Below are 23,150 nucleotides of genomic sequence, written 5' to 3'. Positions count from 1 at the left end.
TGTAACCGGCCATATATCAACCACTCACTTGCGGCCAAATTAATGTTTTATGGTGTTCAATATCAATGTTATAGTTGGCCGACTTTATGATTTCAGGCGGTTTGCCTGTTAGGGCTTAAAAACCAATAAAGTGTCTTTGATGGCCTTAGCCAGCTTCACAGGTACACCTTGTTCATCTGCATACTTTTCCCATTGCTTCACTTGGGTCCTGATCTCAGCAACAATACTTTCCGGCTTTTTGACATTCATGCTGTCCGCTACGGCCAGCAGGTCGTTTTCAGAGATCCTGTCCCGCTGCCCGTTTACACTTAGCGCGTGGCGGCTTACCCATTCGCTGCCTGGACGGTAGGCATGACAGATATCAAAGGCAGGTGATAATCGCCATTCACCCCGTTTATTCATGATAAAGGCGAAATTCTTGGTATGGTCATCACAGTTTCTGGCCAGCACATTGAACACCATGCGCCGGTAAAGTTGTTCTGCCTGGCCGTAGGGCAGTTTCAGCATACGCATGGTCTGGAACAGTTGTTCGTAACTATAGGAATTGATTTGCGCGAAATCATAATGCTGTATCCCACACAGGCTTTGTACATGCAGCTTTCCTTCGTCGGGCATCCGGTCAAACCGCCTCGTCATAAAATGCGCCCGTCCGTTTTCTTCCAACAGGCGGCATTCCATCATCTCGATGCCACAGGCAACAGCCATCCGGTAATAAGCCATTTCAACCCGGCCGTAACCGCTGCTGGTTCCCAGCGGTCCGCTACCGGTGCTCAGTTGTGTATCTACCACTCCGTCAAATTTGATCAGCCAGTGCGTGAACCCTTTGGGTGCATTGGCCTGGCCTGATCTTACCTCGCCGGTAACCGGGTTGTAGGCGATGACCGCTTTGGCCCTGGCTCCACCTGCCGAGGTACCGATCTTAAGGATATCGAATAAGGCTTTTTTGGCATCGTCAGCAAGGTTGGCCGCAAAATTGGTTCTGCCCGACATGATCTCCTGCGCTATATTTACCAGACTGTCAATTTCCAGTTTCGTGGAAGTGCCGGGTATCTTGGGTACCACGGGTTCAAACTCCAGCGCGCCCATTCCACGCTCGCCGATAAAGCAAAGTATTTCCACGGGATTCAGGCTGTTCTCCGGTCGCCCGTTTTGTGCGAGCCACGCGTTAATGAGCGCATTACCGTATTTGTCGGGCAGCACATCTGATAACAGGCCGGGCATTCCCTTGAATGTGGGACTACGGACAAGATCAGGGAAACTGAATATTCGTCCGCCCCTCGCTTCTGTTATAGGCATCTTTAACGGGGAGATGTCAAGATTCTGCCTGAGAAAGGATGGCTCGAACTCAAAGCTTCCTGCGCCGCTGTCACTGTCCCACGCAATGGCACCCACTCTTTTGTTCCATAGATTGATATAGGCTGTTTCTATCATTACCAGGTGTTTTCGTTAGAATTTGTGGGTTTGTCGCCTTGTTTGTCCTCACTGCGGCTGGCGCGCTGACGTTTGCCTTGTGCTTGCTTGGCAAGCAATAAGGGGCTGATCTGGTTAGTGACCTGGAATGCCTTGAACAGGTGTAACTGGTCCAGCATCCGCAGGGCCTGTATAAGGGATAGCAGGGTGCCTCCCGAACCGTTTTCAAGCAGGGCAAGAGTGGACCGGGCCATTCCGGCGCTGTCGGCCAGTTCCTGCTGTGTTTTGTTCTGCGCCAGCCTTGTTTCCCTGATAAAGCGGCCCAGCATGGCCAGAACCCCTTTATCACTCATTGCATCCCAGTATATGTCTGATTTTTCAGTCATTAGTAGCTATTTAAGGCGTTAAAGTATGATATTTCAGACAAAGATAAGGAATAAAAATGACTGAATAATCAGTCACTACCTACTATTTTTAGCCATAATGACTGAATTTTCAGACAATACGTATGGTACCACTGTGGAACAGTGTCGCGCTACTTTATCGCAGCCAGTCTTCCATTATTTCAACATTTGGCTGGCAATAAGATACTTACTCATCTCTCCCGCCTTACTTGCCCCGGCGTCTTCCCCGTAAACGCCTTGAAAACCCGGATAAAATGATGTGCCCGCTTAAACCCGCATTCCCGCGCGATCTCCACAATGGGCTTTGTTGTCGATCGCACCAGAAGAATCCCAAGCTCCAGCCTTACGTGGCGCAGGTATTCGATCGGTGACACCGAGTATATTCTTTTAAACACAGTTTTCAAATCCTGCACATTCCACCCCACGCGCCGCGCGAGTTCATGCAAATTCCAAGCTTGGGCCGGGTATTGATCAAGTAGTTGCTTGGCCAGCACCACCTTTCCCTCGGCTAACGGTACATCATTTAACTGCCTACAGAATAACAGTAACAACATGCGCCACTGCGCCGAAAGAAAAGCTGAAAGCAAGACTGCCGGAACCACCAGCTGAATCAATCCTTCCCTATAATAATGTTCGATATACGTTGAGCTATGCAGTGTAACATCCTGTTTACTTTGCAACTTCTTCCACAGATCCGGATAGAACTGTCTCACCACTTTTTCTCCCGCCGGTTTCAAACTGACTATCACGGTCACTGATCGACCTTGTGAAAATGTAAAACGATTTTCTTTCGCTCCTTCCGCCTGAACAAAAAAATGTTGATTGGCTTTCAAAGCAAAGGATTCACCACCCGCAAAACTGATCTCCGCATCACCTTCATGCTGTATTACCCACAACCATTTCTTAACCGTAGCCTTCCCAAACAACTCAATTGAATCTTTGCTAAAAACAAGATGAACGTATAGATCAAATTCTGGATGCACAATTTGTTGGCTCAGAATCTGTATTCCGCGAGATATCAAACACCGCCTGTTACCTCCTTGGATCACTAAGCTTTGTAATCGCGCAGGAATTTCCTCCGTTTGCCGGAACTGGTTAAGATGCTGAGATGACGGATCTAGAAACATAATCAATAGCTACTAACAAGAGTGCAACTTGAGCAGGAACAGCCTATAGCAACATTTCCCTGGTTATCTATGGTCGCCTGTACCTGACAATTACACGTTGCGCCATTACAGGTAGAGGCCGATTCATTTTGAACTTCACCGCTTGAAGAATAACTTCTTGTTATAACTAAGTTCTGTGGACCTTCCCCCGTCTCGTAGAAAACAAATGCATACGTTTTGGTCGTGGTATGGATATACGATATAGTGGTGATGTTGCCAGCTTTCACCAGTCGTGTTTGCTGTCTGGTAAACCAGTTCACTTTGTCAGCAGCTTCCTCTTTTGAAGAAAAAAAAGCTTCCTCTTTTTTAGGGAGCTGAGAACTTGATTTGCGACAGGCAGGAACGATTGATAAAAAAATGACTAAAAAATAGATGATCTGCCGTTTCATAGGATATGTTTTGACCAAAAATCTTATCAAGCTTCTTCATCAGCAGAGACCATTGTTGCTATGGTTACAAGTAATGTGCAACGGTTAGAATTTAAAAGGAATCGGTATATTCATACTCATGAAATCCGCCGCCGCAATATGGTTGTATCTATTGTTGTGGTTACCCTCGTGCTTATATGCCGCGCCGGATTCATTGGGCCAGCGTATTGGCGTGATTGGTAACATCCCTCTTCTGATATCTTCTGATCATTCAGTATTTGATTGGCAGGAAGACAACGTTTTTGAAATTTCCCCAGGCAGGTTGCAATTATCATTATTGCCAAGAGGACGAGCCTTTAATTTCGACCACCTACTACAAAAAAAGAATCAAAAACCCTTTCCGATAGAACGCGCTCGAAAGGTGAAAGTTTTATATTGTTTGGGGAAACAGGATAAAAAGGTTTGGATACCAATATTGCTTTCTGAAAAAGACAGTATGCAGGTATTGATGAACCTTAAACTCAAAAAAGATGATGTGCTCAACATTGCGTGGCGCGAAGCAGGTGAAGCTTCTGTCCATCCTTATCTGTCTTTCAAAGTAGTCCAAAGAACTCCAGAAATAATAGGTTATAGGCTAAACAATTTTTATGACACAAGCCGGAAACCGGACCGGCTTGAAATGAAGGTACTTCATGCATATAATGACAGAACAGGTTATCGGGATTTGCCAGCTAATTCCCTTCGTATACCGCCTGGTTCAATCCCTGAGTTTCGCATTAAAACATACAAGTATCTAACAGATGAAGTAGTACAATATTGTTTAACTGATGTCGCAGATTCTGCGGGTGATTGGAAGCAGACAGGACATGTATTGGTGCTCTCCAATCTCACCGGCGATAAAACCTATCAACTGCAATTAAAATTCCCAGGCCAGCAACTCACCAGCAAATACATTCTCATCGTCGCCCTCCATTGGTACGAAAGAACATGGGTAAGACTGAGTGCACTTGTCCTCCTGATTGTGGCAACAATATTGATCACTGCCTGGTTCTATCGACGCAAATTATCCAGAGAAAAAGACAACCGCACAAGGGTGGAGGAACAGTTACGCACCCTACAGTCGCGCCTCAACCCGCATTTCATTTTCAATGCACTGAGTTCGATTGAGGGACTAGTCTCCAACGGCCAGAACAAAGAAGCCAATCGTTATCTTTCTATGTTTTCCGACATACTACGGCAGACGCTGGAACATTCTGGTGAATTATCGATCAGCCTGGCGGAGGATCTGGCGCTGTTGGATCTTTATTTGCGAATAGAACAACTGCGCTTTGGATTCCAGTATACTATTTCTGTCAATCAATCGATTGAAGCCAGTACTTTGGAAGTGCCTCCAATGCTCATGCAGCCGCTTGTGGAAAATGCTGTCAAGCATGGGGTGTCACATATGGGAACCAATGGCAAAATCAATGTCTTTATAAAAGCCAATCAGCTCGATATGATCGTAATAATTGTTGACAATGGTAACGGCAGTAATGCAAATATCAAAACAGGTGGTGGCCATGGCCTTAGTTTCACGCGGGAGCGTCTATTCCAATATGCAAAACTCCATCCAGCGCAGCCCATTGAGTTTTCGATCAATCACATGCCATCAGGCACAGAAGTGAAACTCGTTTATATCAACTTGCTGGCATAGTTTTACTCCCGCTTTTTCAAAAGAACGGTTTTCACCTGCTCCACCTTCAGCCTGGAAACAGGCACGATATCGCCGTTGTTCAACTGCAGTTCATGGCTGTTATCCCGTTTTTTGATCGCACGGATATAACGGGGGTTGACAATATGTGACTGATGTATCCGAATAAATCCGGCAGGCACAAGTAACTTGTCAAAATGATAAATCCCCTTCGATACGGTAAGATTCTCCTTGTCATCCAGATGCAGGATCGAATAATTATTAGAGGCACTGACTTGTAAAATGTTGCTAAGCTGAACAAATCGAAGTTCCCTGCTTAAGGGAATGGCGATGGATTGCTCCTGCCCCGCCTTCAATTGCAGCAGTTCGAGAAGGTGATCGATTTGCTGGTTCTTTCCCGCACGCAATTGAACGTTTATTGCTTTTTGAACCGCTTCAATTAGCTCGTCTGATTTTATCGGCTTTAGTAGATAATCAAGAGCAGAGAATTTGATTGCACGAATACCATACTTTTCGTGTGCTGTAGTAAAAATTGCGCCGCATTCTATATTTCTCTCACGAATTCTTTGAAGTAATGTAAACCCATTTTCTTTTCCTAATTCTATATCCAGAAAAATCAGGTCGGGTGCAAACCTGATAACCAAAGAAAAAGCGTCCGTCAAACTAGTGGCAATTCCACAAATTGCAAGCTCAGGGCAATGCTTCGCCAGAAGGCGGCTTAGGTGCACCTGGCTTTTCATTTCATCTTCTACGATAATGGCTCTCATGTCGTCCGGCTTTAATCACATTCCAGGACGGCATCTTACTGATTATTGGGTATAATAAATATACTAAAATCAACATATATCGAATGCAAAATCTTTATTTAGCTTAAAAAAAGAGGGACGGGAGTACCCCCATCCCTCACCCAAAAATCAGCTTAGATACCTAGGCTGAAAGAAATAACCCTCCTGGACGATAGTTATAGGGCAATAAAGAGATGTCCTGGCTCTGATGACAGCTAACTTTTTAAATTTCCCGGTACATTCCCGATAAGTATCCTAGGAAAGAATGCACGCTTACAAATTTTAAAATTAGTCCAAAAAAGGATGTGATAAGGACCTCTTATCCAGCCAAATTTGAAAACCCACGCAAATTGAACCCTTCTGCCATTTTAAACTACAACTTGTGCAAAAATTGCACAAATTCGGCAGGAAGGAAAAGAAACATAAAGCGGGAGATTGAACACTACAATCTGTATCTTATAATTTCTGTTGGCTACCGGGTAATTCAAAGAGAGGCACCCAATTACGCATATGGCCGAATAAATTGATTAAAGAGTACTTGACTAAAGTATATGCGATCAATGAGAAAAAGGTAAAAGATTAAAGTAGACAGCTTGATGAATTAAAGCAGGTTGTAACGTTATTGAGAAATACTATTGACACAAAAAAGCTAAACACTGATGAAGCTACCGATCTTCTAAAAAAATAATTACAGGTTAAACTTATGCTCGTGATATCCTGTACCAGTACTATCACCCAGGCGTTAGCGGTAACATCTACCACTCAAAAAATATTATTTCAAATTACATACCCGGATAATATGATTACTAGCAATCAGGAGTACAAATTATCTTGCACATAAACGACCATACTATTTACAGAACCACCATTAAATTATCAGCAAACTTCTTTGATACTGAAATCTTTACTTTTCTATCCAGGCTAATAGTGATAGATCCATCAAACGAAAACTTCTCCAATACTTTTATTATGGTGCCGATACCAATATCAACCTGTTGTAAATATTTAAGAAAAACAGCAGAGCTATCATTTACACCAACTACCTCGCAGCTTTTATTGATTTGTACATCCGACAAAGTAATTCTTTGACCTGCCTGCAGTTCACCGGTTGCAGACGGTATAGGATCTCCGTGTGGGTCAAACTTCGGAAATCCCAAAAACTTTTCAAGCCTGGTGATAAGTTCTTCAGATTGAATGTGTTCCAGTTGTTCCGCTATCTCATGCACCTCATCCCATGCAAATTGCAATTTCTCATGCAGAAAAACCTCCCATAGCCTATGCTTCCTTATTACAAGAATTGCAAGCTGCTTTCCGGATTTGGTTAACTCAATCTTTTTATACTTTTCATAAGCGATCATTTTTTTGTCAGCAAGCTTGCGAAGCATATCGGTAACCGTAGACGGTTTGGTTGATAGTTGTTCCGCAATATGGCTGGTAGACGTTTCTGGAGACCCATGCCTTTGCGTAAGGGAATAGATGGCCTTTAGGTAATTTTCTTCCGTAAAACTCAAAAGAGTTGCAGACTTCATGGCCGAAAGATACATTTAATTACAAAATATAATTATTAGGCTCGTCTAAAAATATATTTTGGCACAACAAAATATATTTTACCTTTAGCCAAAATTACGGATGGGCAAAAGGCAAATATTATTGATTTTAATTCTTCTGGTGTCGGTTGCTGTGATGGTATCCTGCAATAAGCTATTGCCAGGCCTTCCCGCAGATGATAGTGTGCTGGACGGGCCTGTTGAAGGTCTGAGCGGCGAACAAAACCAGGCTTTCCTGCGTGGAGACATTGCCTTTAATGATGATATTTTCACCAGTTCTAATGGGTTGGGGCCAACCTTTGTCGCCACTTCCTGCGGTTCATGTCACGCGGGCGATGGAAAAGGACACCCCTTCACAACTCTCACCCGTTTCGGTCAGAGCGATACACTTGGAAACAAATTCTTACATCTTGGAGGCCCTCAATTGCAATCAAGGGCTTTGCCGGGTATACAACCTGAGACAATACCGGCGGGTGCCACTTTTTCCAATTTTACACCTCCTGCGAATACGGGGCTCGGTTTACTGGAAGCGGTGCCAGACGCGATCCTTCTTGGTTTATCGGATGAACTGGATGCAGATGGTGATGGTATATCAGGAAGACCCAACTGGATACATATTCCCATCTATTGTTTATCACGCCCTGGTACAATTGAGCGTAACGGAAGATACATTGGTCGCTTCGGTAAAAAAGCTGCCGTATATGATCTTCACCAGCAAACAGCGAACGCATACAACCAGGATATGGGTGTGAACTCGTCCTATGAATCTTACAACACATATAATGGACTACAGATCGATCCGGAGATCTCCAATCAAAAAGTATTGGATGTGATCTTTTATCTGAAAACCCTCAAAGCGCCGATACAGCGGGATCAGAACAATGCGGATGTAATAGCGGGTAAACAGATTTTTACCAATATTTCATGTGGCAAATGTCATACACCGCAAATGCAAACAGGCCCTTCAACTATCGCAGCATTAGCTAATAAAACAATTTTTCCTTACACCGATCTCTTATTGCACGATATGGGACCATCGTTAAATGACGGTTATACTGAAGGAACAGCTATGCCAGCCGAATGGAGAACGCCTCCGCTTTGGGGATTGGGTCTGTCAAAGAATTCGCAGGGCGGTAAAGTATTCCTGTTGCACGATGGAAGAGCGAAAAGTATCGAAGAAGCTATTTCTTTTCATGGTGGTGAAGCCTCACAGAGTAAAGCTAAATTTCAACAGCTTAACGTGGCGGATAAAGCGAAACTGATACAATTTTTAGAAGCATTATAAAAAGAGAAATGGACAGGAAGGATTTTATCGTTAAAGCATGTACCGCCTGTCTATCAATGACTGCAATGTCAGCTGTGTTATCGTCATGCAGTGCAACCCACCTTATTGCAGGTAAGATCAGCAACGATGGAGTAATGATCAGTAAAACTGATTTCATATTTAACCAGAAGGGCACACCGGCATACCGATCTTTTATCATTGTAAGAAATGATACGTTGCAATATCCTATTTATGTGTACCGTTTCAGCGACCAGGAATATTCCGCATTATGGATGCGTTGCACCCACCAGGGAACAGAGCTGCAGGCATCCGGCGATTCGCTACAATGTCCTGCACATGGAAGCGCATTCAACAACAAAGGCATTGCTACGAATGGCCCTGCAGATAGCTCCTTACGTAGTTTTCCCATTAAGATTTCTAACAGCGAAATATTCATCGACCTAAGAAAACAATCATGAAAAATCTTTCGATATTTTTTTTGCTGCTCTTGAGTATAACTAAAGGATCTGCGCAAATAGATCCTGCACTGTTAAGGAAACCGATTTCCGATACTTCGAGGATGTTACTGAATATGGATGCTGTATACAACAGGCCGTTGCTTGCTGCCGGGAAGCTGCCAGTTTCATTGGGAGGATATGTAGAAGCCAATTATCAATACCTGAATGAAAACGGTATCAGCGACGGGCATCAGTTCCAGATGAGAAGGCTCACGCTGTTTGTTGCCTCGTCCATTTCCAAAAGACTTAAATTTCTTTCCGAGATCGAATTTGAAGATGGAACCAAAGAGATCAATATCGAATTTGCATCAGTAGATTTTGAGCTGGCTCCCTTATTAAATTTCCGCGGTGGCGTAGTAATGAATCCCATCGGTTCTTTTAACCAGAACCACGATGGCCCTAAATGGGAATTCGTAGACCGCCCGATGTCTGCTACAAAAATGCTGCCCGCTACCTGGAGTAATGTTGGATTCGGCGTATATGGAAAAAAATATAGTAAAGACTGGGTATACGGATACGAGCTTTACTTAACAAATGGCTTTGATGAAAGCATCATATCCAATGGCCAGAATAAAACCTATTTGCCTGCAGCAAAGAACAACCCCGATAGGTTTGAAGAATCTTTTAATGGAGTGCCACTGCTGACTGCAAAATTTGCCCTACGCAACAACCGCATTGGTGAGATTGGACTTTCTTACATGGGTGGTGTTTATAATAAGTTCCAGGACAATGGTCTCATTCTAGACAAAAAAAGAAACGTGAATGTTTATGCACTTGATTTCATTACAACACTTTCCAAAACAAAAACTTTTATCAATGGAGAATGGGCATGGGTTTTTGTAGATGTTCCCAACACGTATACCGAACAGTTTGGACGTGCACAACAAGGCGGTTTTCTGGATATCATTCAACCGGTGTTTTCAAAACCCATTTTTGGTTTTGAAAAATCGGTTATCAATGCGGGGATCAGGTTAGAATATGTTGACTGGAATAAAGGGAAATTTGTCTCAACCGGCGATAATATTTCAGATCATATTTATTCTGTTGTACCTGCCATCAGCTGGCGGCCCACAACTCAAACAGTTTTCAGGTTTAACTACCGATACAACTGGCAAACAGATCTATTAGGCAATCCACCATCGAGGCTGGCGGGTTTCCAATTTGGATTTTCGACTTATTTTTAAGATCATTTATTACCAAATTTGGAGTTAAACAGAATCTTCAGGTTCAGTGGCCAATAGCAATTTCTCCAGTTTGTCTTTTATTTCAACAGGCAAATCTTCATCGACTGTCAGACATAATATGTGAATGGTGTCATCTGGTTTTAATTGCCAGGTTTCCTCAAATTTCTTTGTCAGGACATCTGTTGTATTCTGATTGAATACTTTTAACTTCTTCCTCAATCCGCGGCTTTTAGAACGCTTACAGAAAACAGGGCTTGGTGCAATGTCTTGTCCTGGATTAACATTCCAGTGCGGTTATTGTCGTTTATAGAGTACCTTGTATTAGAAATCAAAGCATGATAAAAAATACATTTTCACTTTTTTTTACAATCTTGACGGCTTGCTTGTTGAATGCCTGTGACTCGCAGTATACTCAATTTGAGATCTTCCCGATTGACTCTGGCAGAAGTCACTTGACAGGCTCATCGGCTGATTCTCTTCCTGTTAAACATTTCCTACTTGATGGACATATTGACCTACCAGACAGTGTAGAAGTCAGGAAGAAAATCCTTGCATACATTTCAGGGAATGAAAAAGAAACGCTTACAAAAAACAAAACAGTTGAATTGATATTTTATATATCCCAGACAGGATTTAATAAAGATGCGAAAGAGACACACAAAGATTTAAGCAAAGTGCATGACCCGTATGTATCTCTCATTTATCGAAAAGGCAATTTGTACAGTTCTGCGTTTTATGACGGCAAAAAAATGTTGGGTGTTTCTTATGAGATGTTTAAGTGATTCAGATCAGTATTGTTACGGAGTTAAAGTACAATAGAAATTACTTAACTGTGCAGGCCGCAAGAATTGATTTTCGGCAAAGTTATAGACTAAGTGAATCCGGGGTGGTATCCACATTGACTGCCACTGTTAAATGTAATCCTTACTCTGTTTTAAAGCGTTCATTTTACTCGACCCACTTCCATCCCCTAAGATTATAATATTTTTTGCGTGGGGTGGCATTCAATGGATCTATGCCATTCTTGCGGCAGATTCTAAAATGAATAATAGTTCCAGCTGCAATTAATACAAAAGGGAGAATAATTGCATAGTGGGCAATAATGTAATACAGCCCAAGAGTTATCGTATCGATCAGCAACCATTTCAAGAGTTTTTTCCAGGCAGGAGTTTCAATTTCAAATTTGGCAAAAAAAGGAATTTCCAAAAACTTGTATGATGAGCAAAATAATTAATTCAAGTTCTATTCCCATTTTATTTCAATTTTAATTACGGTGTAACAGGGTGGTTTCTTCACTATCGAAAAAAAAGAATCAAACAATTGTTGATCAGTTGGATCTTTGGTTTTTTCGTGAAAGCCTGTACATTCCCCACCAGGCAACAGGTGCGAGTAGCAAAACACTGGCCATCCAAGGGAAATAACCGTACGGTTGCCCGGTAAAAAAAGGAAAAATAAAATGGGCAAGCTCTGTAATTCCCATAGCAGCAAAAAATGTTCATGCCAGATAATAACCAAATGCATGCCCCTTTTTTACAAGAACAGGAATAGCAACCCAGGCAACTACAGAAAGCAGCACGAGCAGTATTACAGGCCAAGAGGAAATAGCGGGTGTTTTAACGCCGGTAATATCCGAAAGACGATCAAAAAAACCGTAAATCTTTTCTTCAACCCTATGCGTGATGAATAAAGAAAATGATACCCAAAACGAAACACGTATGTAAGCAAATGATGGCTTTCCCGCTACGAAGATCCACAACAAATAACCGCCGAAAAAACCTGGGTAAAAATCAACGCGGTCCAAAAACCAAAATCAATATAGCCCAATAATAGAATTACTGCAGTAAATAGAAATGCGCCTATGACAGTAACAGTTTGCTGTTTCATGTGCAATCTAAATAGAGAATCAAGGGTAAAAGAGGCCTAATCTTTCGTAAAAATATTCTCAAATTTAAACAATTTAAACGGACTAACATTGGTATATTTACAGATAGTAAATTTGTAAAAAAAACAATGCCATGATCCGGGGGCTTCTTGTATGTTTATATGTTGGCTTTTTATTTTCCTGTCACGACACGTCGGACCACAACATTCATGGGCCTGAGCCGGATACTGTAGACATAAAAGCAAAAAATCAAAAGCCTGACACCTCGCATCACATGGGAACCATTATCGGTTTTACCGACAAGCTCACGCATGAACTGAAAGATGCGGAAAAGGCAGTAAATACAGAGATTGCTTTTATCAAATTAATCACTATACACCGAAAGGCATTGATCGATATCGCAAATGTTGAGCTATCGGTAGGAGGTCGGGAGGGCCCAGTCGTGTTAGCAGGTGATATAATCTCACGCAGTTATAAATTAATTGGTGCTCTTTCCAAAATTGTAATCAAAGACACCAGCGTACAAAAGCCCCATCAACTTTTGTATAAAATTCCCATGTCGGAAAATGATTTTGAGAAAATCGCTCATTCAGGGTCAGATGATCAACTATCTCTTAAAATGTCGGTCCTCATTGAAAAAAGTGAAATCATGATAGCCCGTTCGTACCTTAAGACAGGAAAGGACTCTTATCTTCGGGATATCGCTGTCAAGCTCATTAAAGACAACAATAATGAAATAGAAAAGCTTGCCTCGTTAAACACTATTAAATAAGTGCAATGCTTCAACTATTGATTAACACCATCTTTCTGGCGCTGATCCAGGCGCTTATACCGAATCACTGGCTTCCGCTTTCCGCTTTAAGCAAGTCGGAAAGCTGGACCAAACAGCGCCTGGAGCTGATGGCATGTGTATGCGCCTGTGCGCACGTCATGGGAACTTTACTGCTGGGTATTTCATTTGGAGTAGCGGGAACTAAACTCTCCCATACTTATGAGCTATACCTGCACCTCGCGGCACCGATTGTACTAATCCTATTCGGCGTGGCTTATTTTCTGATTGCAATCAGAATGGGACAGACAGATGAAAGTTATGAACAGGAAAGGCGCATAGGGAAGGTATGGATAGTGGCCATTTTTCTGATGATGCTGCTCTCTCCCTGCTTGGAAGTGCATGATCTTTTTATCGCGGCCGCGGATTATGGTTTAAATAATATTTTACTGCTTGCCATGTTTTATGCCATGGTTAATATTTCGGGAGTAGTGCTGATGACGTTGCTAGCCAGCAAATGGGCCGGCGGGTTTTACGCAAAGTATAGTGATACCGGCAGGAAAAAAATAACTGCCCTGCTGCTTGTGCTGGTGGGTGTGGCGAGCTTTTTCATTCACTAAGGCAGATTTAACATATCCAACCAGCACTTCTTTCGTATCTTCAACATCGACTAAAATCAATTATAATGAACAGAACATATTGTTACAAATGCGTGATCGTACTTGCCTCTCTTATGGGAATGGCAAGCCTGATGTCTTAAAATTTTAAAAGTACATGTCAAAAAAAATGCGGACTTTATGCCCGCATTTTTTTTGCATTAATCCCATTATTTTATCACGGCTGCGTGTCATCAAATTTAATCCGCTGTATTCTTACTGCATTTAAGATCGCCAGTAACGCAACCCCTACGTCTGCAATTACGGCTTCCCATAAAGTAGCAATACCACCGGCCCCCAGAATCAGCACGATCACTTTTACAACCATGGCCAGAATGATATTCTGCCATACTATCTTGCGGGTAATCTTTCCAATTTTTATCGCTACCACTATACGCATGGGCTGGTCGTTCTGAATCACCACGTCTGCTGTTTCAATTGTCGCGTCACTGCCCAGGCCCCCCATCGCAATACCCGCATCAGCTAGCGCTACCACAGGTGCGTCATTGACTCCATCACCTGCAAATGCAATATGCCTGCCTTCGTTTTTCAGTGCCTGCACCTTTTCTACTTTCCCTTCCGGTAAAAGGTCTCCGTATGCTTCGTCGATACCTATCTGTTTAGCAACATTGTCTACCACAGCCTGCTTGTCTCCGGATAGCATCACTGTTTTGATGTTGAGTTCATGCATGGCTTTGACCGCGGCTGCTGCATCCTCTTTGATCTCGTCAGCGATGGTTATATAACCGGCATATTTACCGTTCACACTCACCGTTACAATGGTATCTGCAATAGATTCGATTTCTGCGGGATAGCTGATATTAAATTTTTTAAGCAGCTTAACATTACCCGCAAGTACTTCTTTGCCATCCACTTTGCCTTTCAGACCGTGGCCCGCTATCTCTTCGATATCCGTTGCTTTTGCGAGGTCTCCCTTCTCCTTTGCATAGTCTGAAACCGCTTTGGCAACCGGGTGGGTGGAATTTACTTCAACAGCGGCAGTCAACTTTACCAGTTCGTCTTCCGACATATCCTGCGGTTGAATTTTCTGAACTTTAAAAACACCCTTGGTCAGCGTGCCTGTCTTATCCATGACGATGGTATTGATCTTTGTCATAACATCCAGGAAATTTCCGCCTTTGAACAGTATCCCGTGCCGGGATGCAAGACCGATACCGCCAAAGTAACCCAAGGGAATGGATACTACCAATGCGCAAGGACAACTGATTACCAGGAACACCAACGAGCGGTAAAACCAGGTCTGAAATACATAGTTGTCTACAAAAAAGTAAGGCACCAGGCATACACCAAGCGCTAGCAGGAATACGATGGGCGTATATACTTTGGCAAATTTCGAAATAAAGAGTTGAGTCTGTGATTTACGCGCGGTTGCATCCTGCACCATTTCAAGAATGCGGCTGAGTTTACTGTCTTTGAAAAGCGCGGTCACTTTGATTTCGGCAACGCCGTTGAGGTTGATCATACCAGCTAGCACTGCTTCCCCTTTGCGTTTGGTATCAGGCTTGCTTTCTCCTGTGAGCGCTGCGGTATTGAAGGAAGCACTTTCAGAAATCAGTTCACCATCGAGGGCTACTTTTTCCCCTGGTTTTGCCTGTATGGATTCCCCGACCTGCACTTCTGCAGGCGACACTTCCAGTGGGTTGCCGTTACGCAGAACCGATACTTTATCGGGGCGCACATCCAGCAGTGCTTTAATGCTTTTTTTAGCGTTAGCGACCGCTGCATCCTGGAACCATTCCCCTATACAGTAGAACACCATTACCGCAACCCCCTCACTGTAGGAACCAATAACGAACGCACCGATAGTTGCAACCGACATGAGAAAAAATTCGTTGAAAAAATCTGCCCGCTTTGCTTTGCGCCATGCCATGTCCAGCACGCGCCATCCTGCCAGCAGGTAAGCTGCGAGGTTGATAATAAGATCAGGTGTTGGGGATGGAACATATTTAAAACCGAATTTCAGTACCATCAGTACTGCCAGTATAGCCAACGCCAGCAGAAGATCCCAGTGGGATCTCCAGCCCGTAGTTTCTGCTCCTCCGTGATCATGCCCATCATCATCACTATGCTCCTCTTCATCCCCGTGATAGTGGCCATCGTCTTCAGTGTGTTTTTTTTCACTGTGGTCATGTCCGTCATCTTCGCTATGTTCCTCTATCTTGCCTTCTGGTACGGCAATCCTTTCTATACTCTCTTGTTCAGGTGATTTTTTAGCTTGCTGATCATCCTGCGTGTTGTAACGATCTTTTGCCATGGTATTAAATTTAAAAAATAAAAAATGATAGTATGCCTGTTATGATAAGTGTGATGCCGGTGATGATGCCAGCATTGTGTTCCAATGCATGCCAGTTAAGTTTCAGTAGTCCCTTATATGCACGCGATACCAGCCATGTCATGCCTGCTGCTGTAATAACCACATACATGATAGCTATTACTACCACCAACCATCGGGACTGGGTGCCAGCCATCAGAAAATAAGCCTCGATCTCCATGCATGGGGAGAAAAACATAGCCAGTACCAGCGCAATAATGATACGATTTTTGCTATAGATTTTCTGCGGTATATCCGAGAGTTGAAAATGTTTGTGCCGGTGATGGCGGTAGATAAAGAAAGTTCCGAGTGAGAGGAAAATGATGGGAGCCATCAGGTGTGTAAAATGATTTATTTTTTGTGCCATAGAGTTACCTAAAAAGCCGAGTAACACCCCGATCATTACCGTGCTCAGCCCGTGCGCCAGCGCTGCCACCAGCGTCACTCTGGAAGTTTCAGCAATTGACCATTTTTCCCTTCTGCCTATAGCAAGCACCGGCAGCCAGTGATTTGGTATAATGGCATGCAGAACACTCAATAAAAAACTTCCGATAAGAATACTGAACATGGGTTTATTTATCCTCCTTCGCCCTTTTAAAACTGTAAATAAATCAGTGCAATAGCAGCCACTGACATTAGTATCATGGTAAGCCATCCAAGTACGTTGGATAGCTTACTATTTGTATTGTCTTTCATGATCTTTTTATTATTGGATATATGCAGTACAATCGCGATCAGTATAGGCGAAGTTAATCCATACAGAATGGCTGTATACAATAGTGCCTTGATTGGGCTGATGCCAAAGTAGTTAATGGAAAGCCCAAGCAAAAGTGAAATGATGATAACAATGTAAAAGGGTTTGGCCTGGTAAAATTTTGCATCCAGATTTCCCTTCCAACCGAACGTTTCAGATACAATGTAGGAGAGAGATCCACTTAAGACTGGTATAGCAAGAAAGCCGGTTCCGATTACGCCAATGGTAAATATCAGGTAGGAAGCTTTTCCTGCCACCGGCTCCAATGCCTTAGCCGCTTGTTCTACTGTATCTATTTGTGTAATTCCATTTGTAAACAACGCCGTGCCGGTGGCAAGGATGATAAAAAACATAACCAGGTTAGACAGCAGCATTCCCAAGTTTACGTCGAGCCGCATTTTAGCAATCAGCAAGCTGAGGAAGTTCTTTGTTTTTGTCTCTGACACTTCGGTGTCCTCATCCCTTCGGGCAATTTTATTTCTGGCAAGTATGAGCTGCCTGGAAGATTTGACATCTTCGGCTTCCATGGTAACTTGCCAGAAAAAAAGATAAGGCGATATGGTTGTACCTAAAATAGCAACCAGTATTTCAACAAACTCTTTATTGAAATGGATGGTAGGGACAAACGTGTTTTTAAAGACTGCTCCCCAGTCAGGGTGCGTAAAAAACGGAACAGCTATGTACAGGAATAAGGAAAGGCAAAGGTATTTCAGGACAGACACGATCTTTTGGTAAGGAAGGTAGACTATCATAACAATCAGAACCGCAGTAAACAAAACGCTGAATAAAAGAGGTGATACCGAAGGAAAGATCAGGTTTGCGACCGCACCCATGCCCGCGATATCTGCCCCAATATTTAGGATGATCGCTGGGACACTGAAGAGAAGCATCAGGTAAAGTATCGGTTTGGAATAATGTTTCTTAAGTGTTGTGGTCAATCCAACCGAAGTCATAATGCCGATGCGGGCGCACATTTCTTGGATCGCTGCCATCAGCGGGAAAGTGATCAGCGAAGCCCATAGGGTCGCAAGGCCGAATTTCGCGCCCGCCTGGGAATAGGTGGCGATACCCGACGGATCGTCATCACTGGCACCGGTGATCAGCCCTGGCCCCAGGGCTTTAAAAAACTTACTAATTTTTGCTGAATATTTTTTCATAGCCTTCGCGACGCTTTTTCTGTGCGTTTTTATTTTTGACAAATGCAATTCTCAAATACACGAACACCGCCAGCGGCGTCAAAATATTTACCGCTGTCGAAAATCCTGACCTGAAAAAAGGCCGGTGAAAAAAGGAATAAACATTGGTTGCCACACACGCAACGATCAATGCTTCAACACAATAAAAATATTTCTTCACGCTGCCTGTTTTAATGGTTTACCTGCATACATACTACTTTCCAAATCCAGCAATGGTGTTGATCGTCAAAGCCACAATGATTGTATTAAACACAAATGAAATAAGACTGTGCATCAGCACAAAGCGCCTGATCACCCTTGATTCAACCTGCACATCAGAAACCTGGAAGGTCATCCCGATCACAAAAGAGAAGTAAGCGAAGTCTACATAGTCCGGCGCTTCTTTGGACGGGAAGCAGATACCGCCCACATTGCTTCCCGTTGCCAGTGAATTATGATCGTGGTACAGGTGCGCATAGCGGACGGTAAAAATGGTATGCAGCAATACCCATGACAAAAACACCGGCGACAGCGTGATGATCATGTACAGTATTTTATTGATCGAAGGCTCTGACTGTTGGCTCAGCAGCAGGAGCGTAGCAAAAACACTGAAGCAAAGCGCCACCAGTACTATCGTAAAAATTACTTTTAATCCCTCATCCTGTACAGCTACCACATCGCATAGCTCCTTCTCCCCTGTTGAAAAGAAAAGCGCCCAGCTAAGCCCGATCATGGTGATCGAGAATGCGTCCCATGCAAGGATGATTCGGCATTGCATTTCCATGTTGGTTAGCTCTAAGAGGAAAAAAACAATGGCTGCCATCGAAACAGCAAACAACAGTTTGGTTATCCCGCTGGTATGTTTCAATTTCCTGTATCTTATCTTTTTCATCGTTGATGTTCGCATGAGTTAGGGTGAATGCTTTTATTCTGCCTCCTTATGATTACCTGCTCTTCTGACCATTTTTTTCTTCCATTGGATATACCATTTCTGGTGATGCAGTGATAAAAGAAAATACAAAGTCAACGCGCCGGCCAACGCTATGATATACATATCAAGACCTATAGCCACTCCTACGGCAGCCGTACACCAAACCGTTGCCGCGGTGGTCAGCCCGTGAGAAGTGCCTGCACTGTTGTTACGGTAAATGATTCCGGCACCAAGAAAACCTACGCCTGTCACAATGTTGGCAATCACCCTGGATGGCGCAGCAGGATCTCCCGTGAGATGACATGCGATGGCGGTAAACAATGCAGAGCCGATGCACACGGCAGCATAAGTGCGGATGCCCGCATCGCTGCCATGTATTTCCCTGTCATAACCGATCAGCGCGCCAAGCAGGAACGAGACCAGCAGTTTTACAATAATGATGAGTTCAAATCCGATGTCCATATGCTTTGCATTTAATTTTTCTTTGAATGTTGATTTGCCTGAGGGCTGTTGCCCGTTTCTCCAAACAACACTTCGCCGGTCGCGGTATTATAGAAAGCCGGAACGATCGCGCATTCTCCTTTGTTGACTTTTTCGCGTAAGAAATTGCTGTTGGTCAAAATCTCATCAACTGAATTTTGTATGTTGAGTGAAGTAACGCTCTGGACAAACATATCTTCCGGAACCCCCGCCATACGGATGCGATCAACCGCAGGCTGTATTTTTTGCGTAACCGAATCAATATTACCTCCGGTGAGAGCGTGTATGGCGGCTCCGACGGCACCGCAGTTGGAATGCCCCATCACCACAATCAGCTTCGCGCCGATTTCCCGTACCGATAATTCGATGCTGCCCAGTATTTCCCGGCTTACTATATTTCCCGCTATGCGTATGGAAATGATGTCCCCTAAGTTTGCATCGAATATGAGCTCAGAAGAAATTCTCGAATCAATACAGCTTACAACGACAGCCATTGGGAACTGTCCTGAAGAAGTTGCGTTCACCTGGTGCCGGTAATATTTCTCTTTGCCCTGACCTAGTATGAACCGGTCATTACCTTCGGTAAGAAGCCGCAGGATATCATGTGGCTGTAGTTTTTCCTGTGCCTGCCGGTCCAGTACATTAACGAATTGTATGTGATCTGATAATCGGTACACCTCTTTCACACCCAGTAGATTGAGCCTGATATTACGTTCAGGCGCAATCACGTTTTTAAAATCGGTGATCAGTTCCAGTACATCGTTGTCGATAAAATCGGCGTTGCTGGCATCAATGACAACGCTGCCATTGTGGGGCACACTCCAAAGAGTGGATTTGATACTGGCCTTGTTTAAAAACGAAACCTGGCTGGGAAGTTCCATTCTCATTATTTCAGCGGTGCTGTAGACAAGACCCTTTTCAATGGTAAAAGGATTCTGGTAGTTGCTCTTTAACAGGTAAAACAAACTGACCGCCAGTCCTATCACAATACCTATCAACAGATCGGTTAGAATAATGGCTGCGATGGTGGCGATAAAAGGGATGAACTGGTTCCAGCCTTTGGCAAACATGGATTTGATCAGGGATATTTTTGCGAGTTTATACCCTGTAACAATCAGTATCGCTGCCAGCGAGGAAAGAGGGATCAGGTTGATAAAAGGGCTCAGCATTAAAATAGCTACCAGCAGTAAAACCCCGTGGGTGATCGCAGAAAGTTTAGACTGCGCTCCGGCACCAATGTTAACGGAACTACGCACGATAACAGATGTAACCGGCAAACCGCCAACCAGCCCTGCCAGCATGTTACCGACACCTTGGGCAAAGAGTTCACGGTTTGGCGGAGATTCACGCTTGTGGGGGTCTATATTATCAACCGCCTCCAGGTTCAGAAGCGTTTCCAGCGAAGCCACGATTGCCAGTGTGACAGCAGTCAACCATACCTGGTAATTGCCAAACACCGCCAGCGAAGGAAGTCTGAAAAATGTTTGCAGATCAGACAGGCTGGTTGCTGGCAGGTTCACCAGGTGATCCTGCCGCAAATACAATTGGGGGAATGCGGCACCAAACAGCCAGTTGATACCGATACCCAATACCACCACGAATAACGAAGACGGTAAAAAGCGGAATCTTTTCAATGGCGTTTTATCCCATAAAACCAGCACTGCCACAGATACCAGGCTGATCAGGAAAACACCAGGTGTAATGTGAAAAAAAGTATTGAACAGGTGAGAGAAAGTGTTTTCACCATTGGCCTGTACAAAAGAGAAATCATCCTGGTGCGTATTGTCGTATCCCAATGCCTGTGGCACCTGCTTTAGGATAAGGAGGATCCCGATCGCTGCCAATAAACCTTTGATGACGTTGGAGGGGATGTAGTTTGCAATAAATCCCCCTTTCAGCAATCCACACAGCAACTGCAGGAATCCGGCAATGAAAAGTGCAGCAGAAAAAATTTCAAAACCACCAAGTTTGGTAATGGCCGCCAGTACAACAGCGGCAAGTCCTGCAGCGGGCCCGCTTACGCTGGTGGAAGAGCCGCTGAGTGAGCCGACGACAACCCCTCCGATGATGCCGGAAATAATTCCGGATAGCAGCGGCGCGCCGGATGCAAGGGCGATGCCCAGGCAGAGTGGTAACGCCACAAGGAAGACAACGAGGCCTGCGGGCAGATCATATTTTATGTTAGGTGTTATCATTTCATATTTTTAAGGCGTTTACGTTACAAGGTTTTTCTGCTTCGATCCATTGCATCGCCTTTTTGTGGTCCGCCAGCGCAAAGCATTGGATGTCTGCTTCCGGTGCAAGTTTTTTTATCATCACAAATAAAAACACCTGCCATTTTTCGGGTGCCACAATTGCTATTCTTTCCATCGCCGCAACGCGCGGAAATGCAGTCGCGTAATCATAACCATCTGGCGGCTGAATGTTCAGGAAAAAACTTTCGTCCGTAACAGCGTTGTCATTAATTTCAAAATACCACCTCACTTTCTCTCCCCCGCTTTCTATGTTATGAACAAGCGGAAGGATCTTCGCATACCCGGCAGCGCTCAACATGCTGTCTGCGCGGGTAGCGATGATGTTTTTATGCGTAAATTCAAGCAGTTGTAGCATCACTTAAGAGGTTTACATTTGATCAATCTTCTTCCTCTTCCGAATTATTCATTTTAGACAAAAGGTCATAAGCGCCCTTGATGACGATCTTCCTGTTGGTGTCAAATTTTTCAGGCAGGATAACAGCCGTAAACCCGTTCTCCGTTACGCCAATCCCCACTTCCACTCTTCTGAATGAATGATGTTTTTCACTGTCAGCCGTTTTTGCGGTTTGGTCTCCCTGTTTGGATGGCTCCTCCACAAAAATGTAATGCTTTCCACCTGAAGGCACGACCGCAGCCTGCGGCAAAGCTGGTGTGCTGGACGTACCGATTTCAACGATGGCATTGACGAACATACCGGGCAGCATATTGCTGGTTAATCTTTCAATAGCGGCATGCACTTCCACGGTCCGGTCGGTATCGATGTCTTTACCAATCAGGAATACTTTGGCCGTACGTTCTACGCTGTCACCGGTGGCACGGAAGCGTACCTTTTGCCCGAGTTTTATATTCGGCAAGTCTTTTTCAAACACTTTAACCCTGATCATGATGTTATTGGTATTGGCCATATCAGCCATCAATTCGTTGGGTCCGATGAATTTGCCGACGTTGGAATATACGTGGGTAATGTAGCCGTTGGTCGGGGCATAGATACGGGTTACGGAAGTAAAATTACCGGCCTTAACGCTGGACGGGTTAATGTTCATGATTCGCAGCCTGGCCTTCAAGCCCTCAAGCCTCGCATTCATGGTGTTGTATTCACTCGTTGCTTTCTGTAACGATTTGCGCGCTGCGATGTTTTCTTTCACCAGTTCTTCCTGTCTTGTAAGATCCTGCTGTAAAAAACTGAGCTGGCTGCTGGTTTCCAAATAATCCTGCTGCACCTGAACAAACTCCGGATTTTCAATGGTGGCGATCAGTTCGCCTTTCTTCATGTATTTTCCTTCGATGACAGTGGTGCTCCTGATCGTTCCACCGTATGGAGAAGTGATGCTGACCATATCCTGCGGCGGTACATCAATGGTGCCGGATGCTTTGATGTAGTTGCTTAAGTTGGTGGTGATCAGGCCTCCGAAACGCACCCCTACGGTCTGAAACTGCTCATTGGTAAATTCAACCACATCAGGGTTGTGTTCCACAGCCTTTTCTGCCGGGACCTCTTCTTTTTTGGAAGAGCAGGCCGTAAAGAAAAAAGAAAGGGCGAGTGTTATAGCATAAAGTGTTTTGCGCATGGTAATAAAAAT

Annotated in this window: 25 protein-coding genes; 7 read left to right on the top strand and 18 right to left on the bottom strand. The window is 44.0% G+C overall.

Going from position 1 to position 23,150, the window contains the following annotated elements; translation table 11 throughout:
* Positions 1-108: 108 nt before the first annotated feature.
* From AC1RNB_RS13880 to AC1RNB_RS13865, 4 genes are all read right to left on the bottom strand, one after another.
* Complete coding sequence (locus AC1RNB_RS13880) at positions 109-1,431, bottom strand: type II toxin-antitoxin system HipA family toxin (RefSeq protein ID WP_493083703.1); 1,323 nt, start codon at positions 1,429-1,431, stop codon at positions 109-111.
* On the bottom strand, positions 1,431-1,796 hold the full coding sequence (locus AC1RNB_RS13875) for a helix-turn-helix domain-containing protein (protein ID WP_305267521.1): 366 nt from the start codon (positions 1,794-1,796) through the stop codon (positions 1,431-1,433). Before AC1RNB_RS13875 ends, AC1RNB_RS13880 begins: the two co-directional genes overlap by 1 nt.
* Before the next feature lie 209 nt (positions 1,797-2,005).
* The gene (locus AC1RNB_RS13870) at positions 2,006-2,941 is read right to left on the bottom strand and encodes a helix-turn-helix transcriptional regulator (RefSeq protein WP_305267520.1); all 936 of its coding nucleotides are present in this window, start codon (positions 2,939-2,941) and stop codon (positions 2,006-2,008) included.
* Positions 2,942-2,943: 2 nt separating this feature from the next.
* Positions 2,944-3,369 (bottom strand): hypothetical protein, encoded by a 426-nt coding sequence (locus AC1RNB_RS13865; RefSeq protein WP_305267518.1) that lies wholly within the window; start codon positions 3,367-3,369, stop codon positions 2,944-2,946.
* 118 nt (positions 3,370-3,487) lie between these two features.
* Between AC1RNB_RS13865 and AC1RNB_RS13860 the strand changes: the two genes are divergently transcribed.
* The gene (locus AC1RNB_RS13860; RefSeq protein ID WP_305267515.1) at positions 3,488-5,041 is read left to right on the top strand and encodes a sensor histidine kinase; all 1,554 of its coding nucleotides are present in this window, start codon (positions 3,488-3,490) and stop codon (positions 5,039-5,041) included.
* A gap of 2 nt (positions 5,042-5,043) precedes the next feature.
* Here the strand turns inward: AC1RNB_RS13860 and AC1RNB_RS13855 are convergent, their stop codons facing one another.
* Together AC1RNB_RS13855 and AC1RNB_RS13850 are read right to left on the bottom strand one after the other, a co-directional pair.
* Complete coding sequence (locus tag AC1RNB_RS13855) at positions 5,044-5,805, bottom strand: LytR/AlgR family response regulator transcription factor (RefSeq protein ID WP_305267513.1); 762 nt, start codon at positions 5,803-5,805, stop codon at positions 5,044-5,046.
* Positions 5,806-6,677: 872 nt separating this feature from the next.
* Positions 6,678-7,352, bottom strand: a complete 675-nt coding sequence (locus AC1RNB_RS13850) for a metal-dependent transcriptional regulator (protein WP_305267511.1) — start codon at positions 7,350-7,352, stop codon at positions 6,678-6,680.
* A 139-nt stretch (positions 7,353-7,491) separates the two neighbouring features.
* Between AC1RNB_RS13850 and AC1RNB_RS13845 the strand changes: the two genes are divergently transcribed.
* The 3 genes from AC1RNB_RS13845 to AC1RNB_RS13835 all read left to right on the top strand — a co-directional run bounded on the left by AC1RNB_RS13845 (position 7,492) and on the right by AC1RNB_RS13835 (position 10,336).
* Positions 7,492-8,655 (top strand): di-heme oxidoredictase family protein, encoded by a 1,164-nt coding sequence (locus AC1RNB_RS13845; protein ID WP_493083698.1) that lies wholly within the window; start codon positions 7,492-7,494, stop codon positions 8,653-8,655.
* 65 nt (positions 8,656-8,720) lie between these two features.
* A complete protein-coding gene (locus AC1RNB_RS13840; RefSeq protein WP_305267507.1) occupies positions 8,721-9,113 on the top strand; it encodes a QcrA and Rieske domain-containing protein in 393 nt (130 codons plus the stop codon).
* 101 nt (positions 9,114-9,214) lie between these two features.
* Complete coding sequence (locus AC1RNB_RS13835) at positions 9,215-10,336, top strand: hypothetical protein (RefSeq protein ID WP_493083696.1); 1,122 nt, start codon at positions 9,215-9,217, stop codon at positions 10,334-10,336.
* Positions 10,337-10,360: 24 nt separating this feature from the next.
* Here AC1RNB_RS13835 and AC1RNB_RS13830 read toward each other — a convergent pair whose 3' ends face one another.
* The gene (locus AC1RNB_RS13830; RefSeq protein ID WP_305267504.1) at positions 10,361-10,555 is read right to left on the bottom strand and encodes a hypothetical protein; all 195 of its coding nucleotides are present in this window, start codon (positions 10,553-10,555) and stop codon (positions 10,361-10,363) included.
* A 116-nt stretch (positions 10,556-10,671) separates the two neighbouring features.
* On the opposite strand from AC1RNB_RS13830, the gene AC1RNB_RS13825 reads away from it, so the two are divergent.
* The gene (locus AC1RNB_RS13825) at positions 10,672-11,118 is read left to right on the top strand and encodes a hypothetical protein (RefSeq protein WP_305267502.1); all 447 of its coding nucleotides are present in this window, start codon (positions 10,672-10,674) and stop codon (positions 11,116-11,118) included.
* 166 nt (positions 11,119-11,284) lie between these two features.
* On the opposite strand, the gene AC1RNB_RS13820 is transcribed toward AC1RNB_RS13825, so the two are convergent.
* Both AC1RNB_RS13820 and AC1RNB_RS13815 read right to left on the bottom strand, forming a co-directional pair.
* Positions 11,285-11,542, bottom strand: coding sequence for a hypothetical protein (locus AC1RNB_RS13820; RefSeq protein WP_493083693.1), 258 nt, complete (start codon positions 11,540-11,542; stop codon positions 11,285-11,287).
* A 289-nt stretch (positions 11,543-11,831) separates the two neighbouring features.
* Positions 11,832-12,137, bottom strand: a complete 306-nt coding sequence (locus tag AC1RNB_RS13815) for a hypothetical protein (RefSeq protein ID WP_493083691.1) — start codon at positions 12,135-12,137, stop codon at positions 11,832-11,834.
* Between the two features lie 214 nt (positions 12,138-12,351).
* Between AC1RNB_RS13815 and AC1RNB_RS13810 the strand changes: the two genes are divergently transcribed.
* Positions 12,352-12,990: a hypothetical protein gene (locus AC1RNB_RS13810; RefSeq protein ID WP_305267496.1), complete on the top strand. Its 639-nt coding sequence runs from the start codon at positions 12,352-12,354 to the stop codon at positions 12,988-12,990.
* A 5-nt stretch (positions 12,991-12,995) separates the two neighbouring features.
* On the top strand, positions 12,996-13,607 hold the full coding sequence (locus tag AC1RNB_RS13805; RefSeq protein ID WP_493083689.1) for a hypothetical protein: 612 nt from the start codon (positions 12,996-12,998) through the stop codon (positions 13,605-13,607).
* Positions 13,608-13,821: 214 nt separating this feature from the next.
* Here AC1RNB_RS13805 and AC1RNB_RS13800 read toward each other — a convergent pair whose 3' ends face one another.
* Genes AC1RNB_RS13800 through AC1RNB_RS13760 form a run of 9 tightly spaced genes read right to left on the bottom strand, consistent with a single transcriptional unit; the run spans position 13,822 to position 23,138 of the window.
* Positions 13,822-15,918, bottom strand: coding sequence for a heavy metal translocating P-type ATPase (locus AC1RNB_RS13800; RefSeq protein ID WP_493083688.1), 2,097 nt, complete (start codon positions 15,916-15,918; stop codon positions 13,822-13,824).
* A 10-nt stretch (positions 15,919-15,928) separates the two neighbouring features.
* Positions 15,929-16,543: a hypothetical protein gene (locus tag AC1RNB_RS13795; RefSeq protein ID WP_493083686.1), complete on the bottom strand. Its 615-nt coding sequence runs from the start codon at positions 16,541-16,543 to the stop codon at positions 15,929-15,931.
* Positions 16,544-16,569: 26 nt separating this feature from the next.
* Positions 16,570-17,886, bottom strand: a complete 1,317-nt coding sequence (locus AC1RNB_RS13790; RefSeq protein WP_493083684.1) for an Nramp family divalent metal transporter — start codon at positions 17,884-17,886, stop codon at positions 16,570-16,572.
* On the bottom strand, positions 17,861-18,085 hold the full coding sequence (locus AC1RNB_RS13785; protein ID WP_493083682.1) for a hypothetical protein: 225 nt from the start codon (positions 18,083-18,085) through the stop codon (positions 17,861-17,863). The genes AC1RNB_RS13790 and AC1RNB_RS13785 overlap by 26 nt, the downstream gene beginning before the upstream one ends.
* Before the next feature lie 33 nt (positions 18,086-18,118).
* Positions 18,119-18,796 carry a DUF1345 domain-containing protein gene (locus AC1RNB_RS13780; protein ID WP_493083681.1) on the bottom strand — a complete coding sequence of 226 codons (678 nt, stop codon included), beginning with the start codon at positions 18,794-18,796 and terminating at the stop codon, positions 18,119-18,121.
* Between the two features lie 33 nt (positions 18,797-18,829).
* The gene (locus AC1RNB_RS13775; protein WP_493083679.1) at positions 18,830-19,297 is read right to left on the bottom strand and encodes an MgtC/SapB family protein; all 468 of its coding nucleotides are present in this window, start codon (positions 19,295-19,297) and stop codon (positions 18,830-18,832) included.
* A gap of 11 nt (positions 19,298-19,308) precedes the next feature.
* Positions 19,309-21,510, bottom strand: a complete 2,202-nt coding sequence (locus tag AC1RNB_RS13770) for a bifunctional SulP family inorganic anion transporter/carbonic anhydrase (protein WP_493083677.1) — start codon at positions 21,508-21,510, stop codon at positions 19,309-19,311.
* 1 nt (position 21,511) lies between these two features.
* Positions 21,512-21,925 carry a SpoIIAA family protein gene (locus tag AC1RNB_RS13765; protein WP_493083675.1) on the bottom strand — a complete coding sequence of 138 codons (414 nt, stop codon included), beginning with the start codon at positions 21,923-21,925 and terminating at the stop codon, positions 21,512-21,514.
* A gap of 22 nt (positions 21,926-21,947) precedes the next feature.
* The gene (locus AC1RNB_RS13760; RefSeq protein WP_493083673.1) at positions 21,948-23,138 is read right to left on the bottom strand and encodes an efflux RND transporter periplasmic adaptor subunit; all 1,191 of its coding nucleotides are present in this window, start codon (positions 23,136-23,138) and stop codon (positions 21,948-21,950) included.
* Positions 23,139-23,150 lie beyond the last annotated feature (12 nt).

This window comes from Sediminibacterium sp. GW821-FHT12F12 (genome assembly GCF_058806635.1).
The sequence above is the reverse complement of the archived record's forward strand: the minus strand, read 5'-3'. Positions and strand labels throughout refer to the sequence as shown.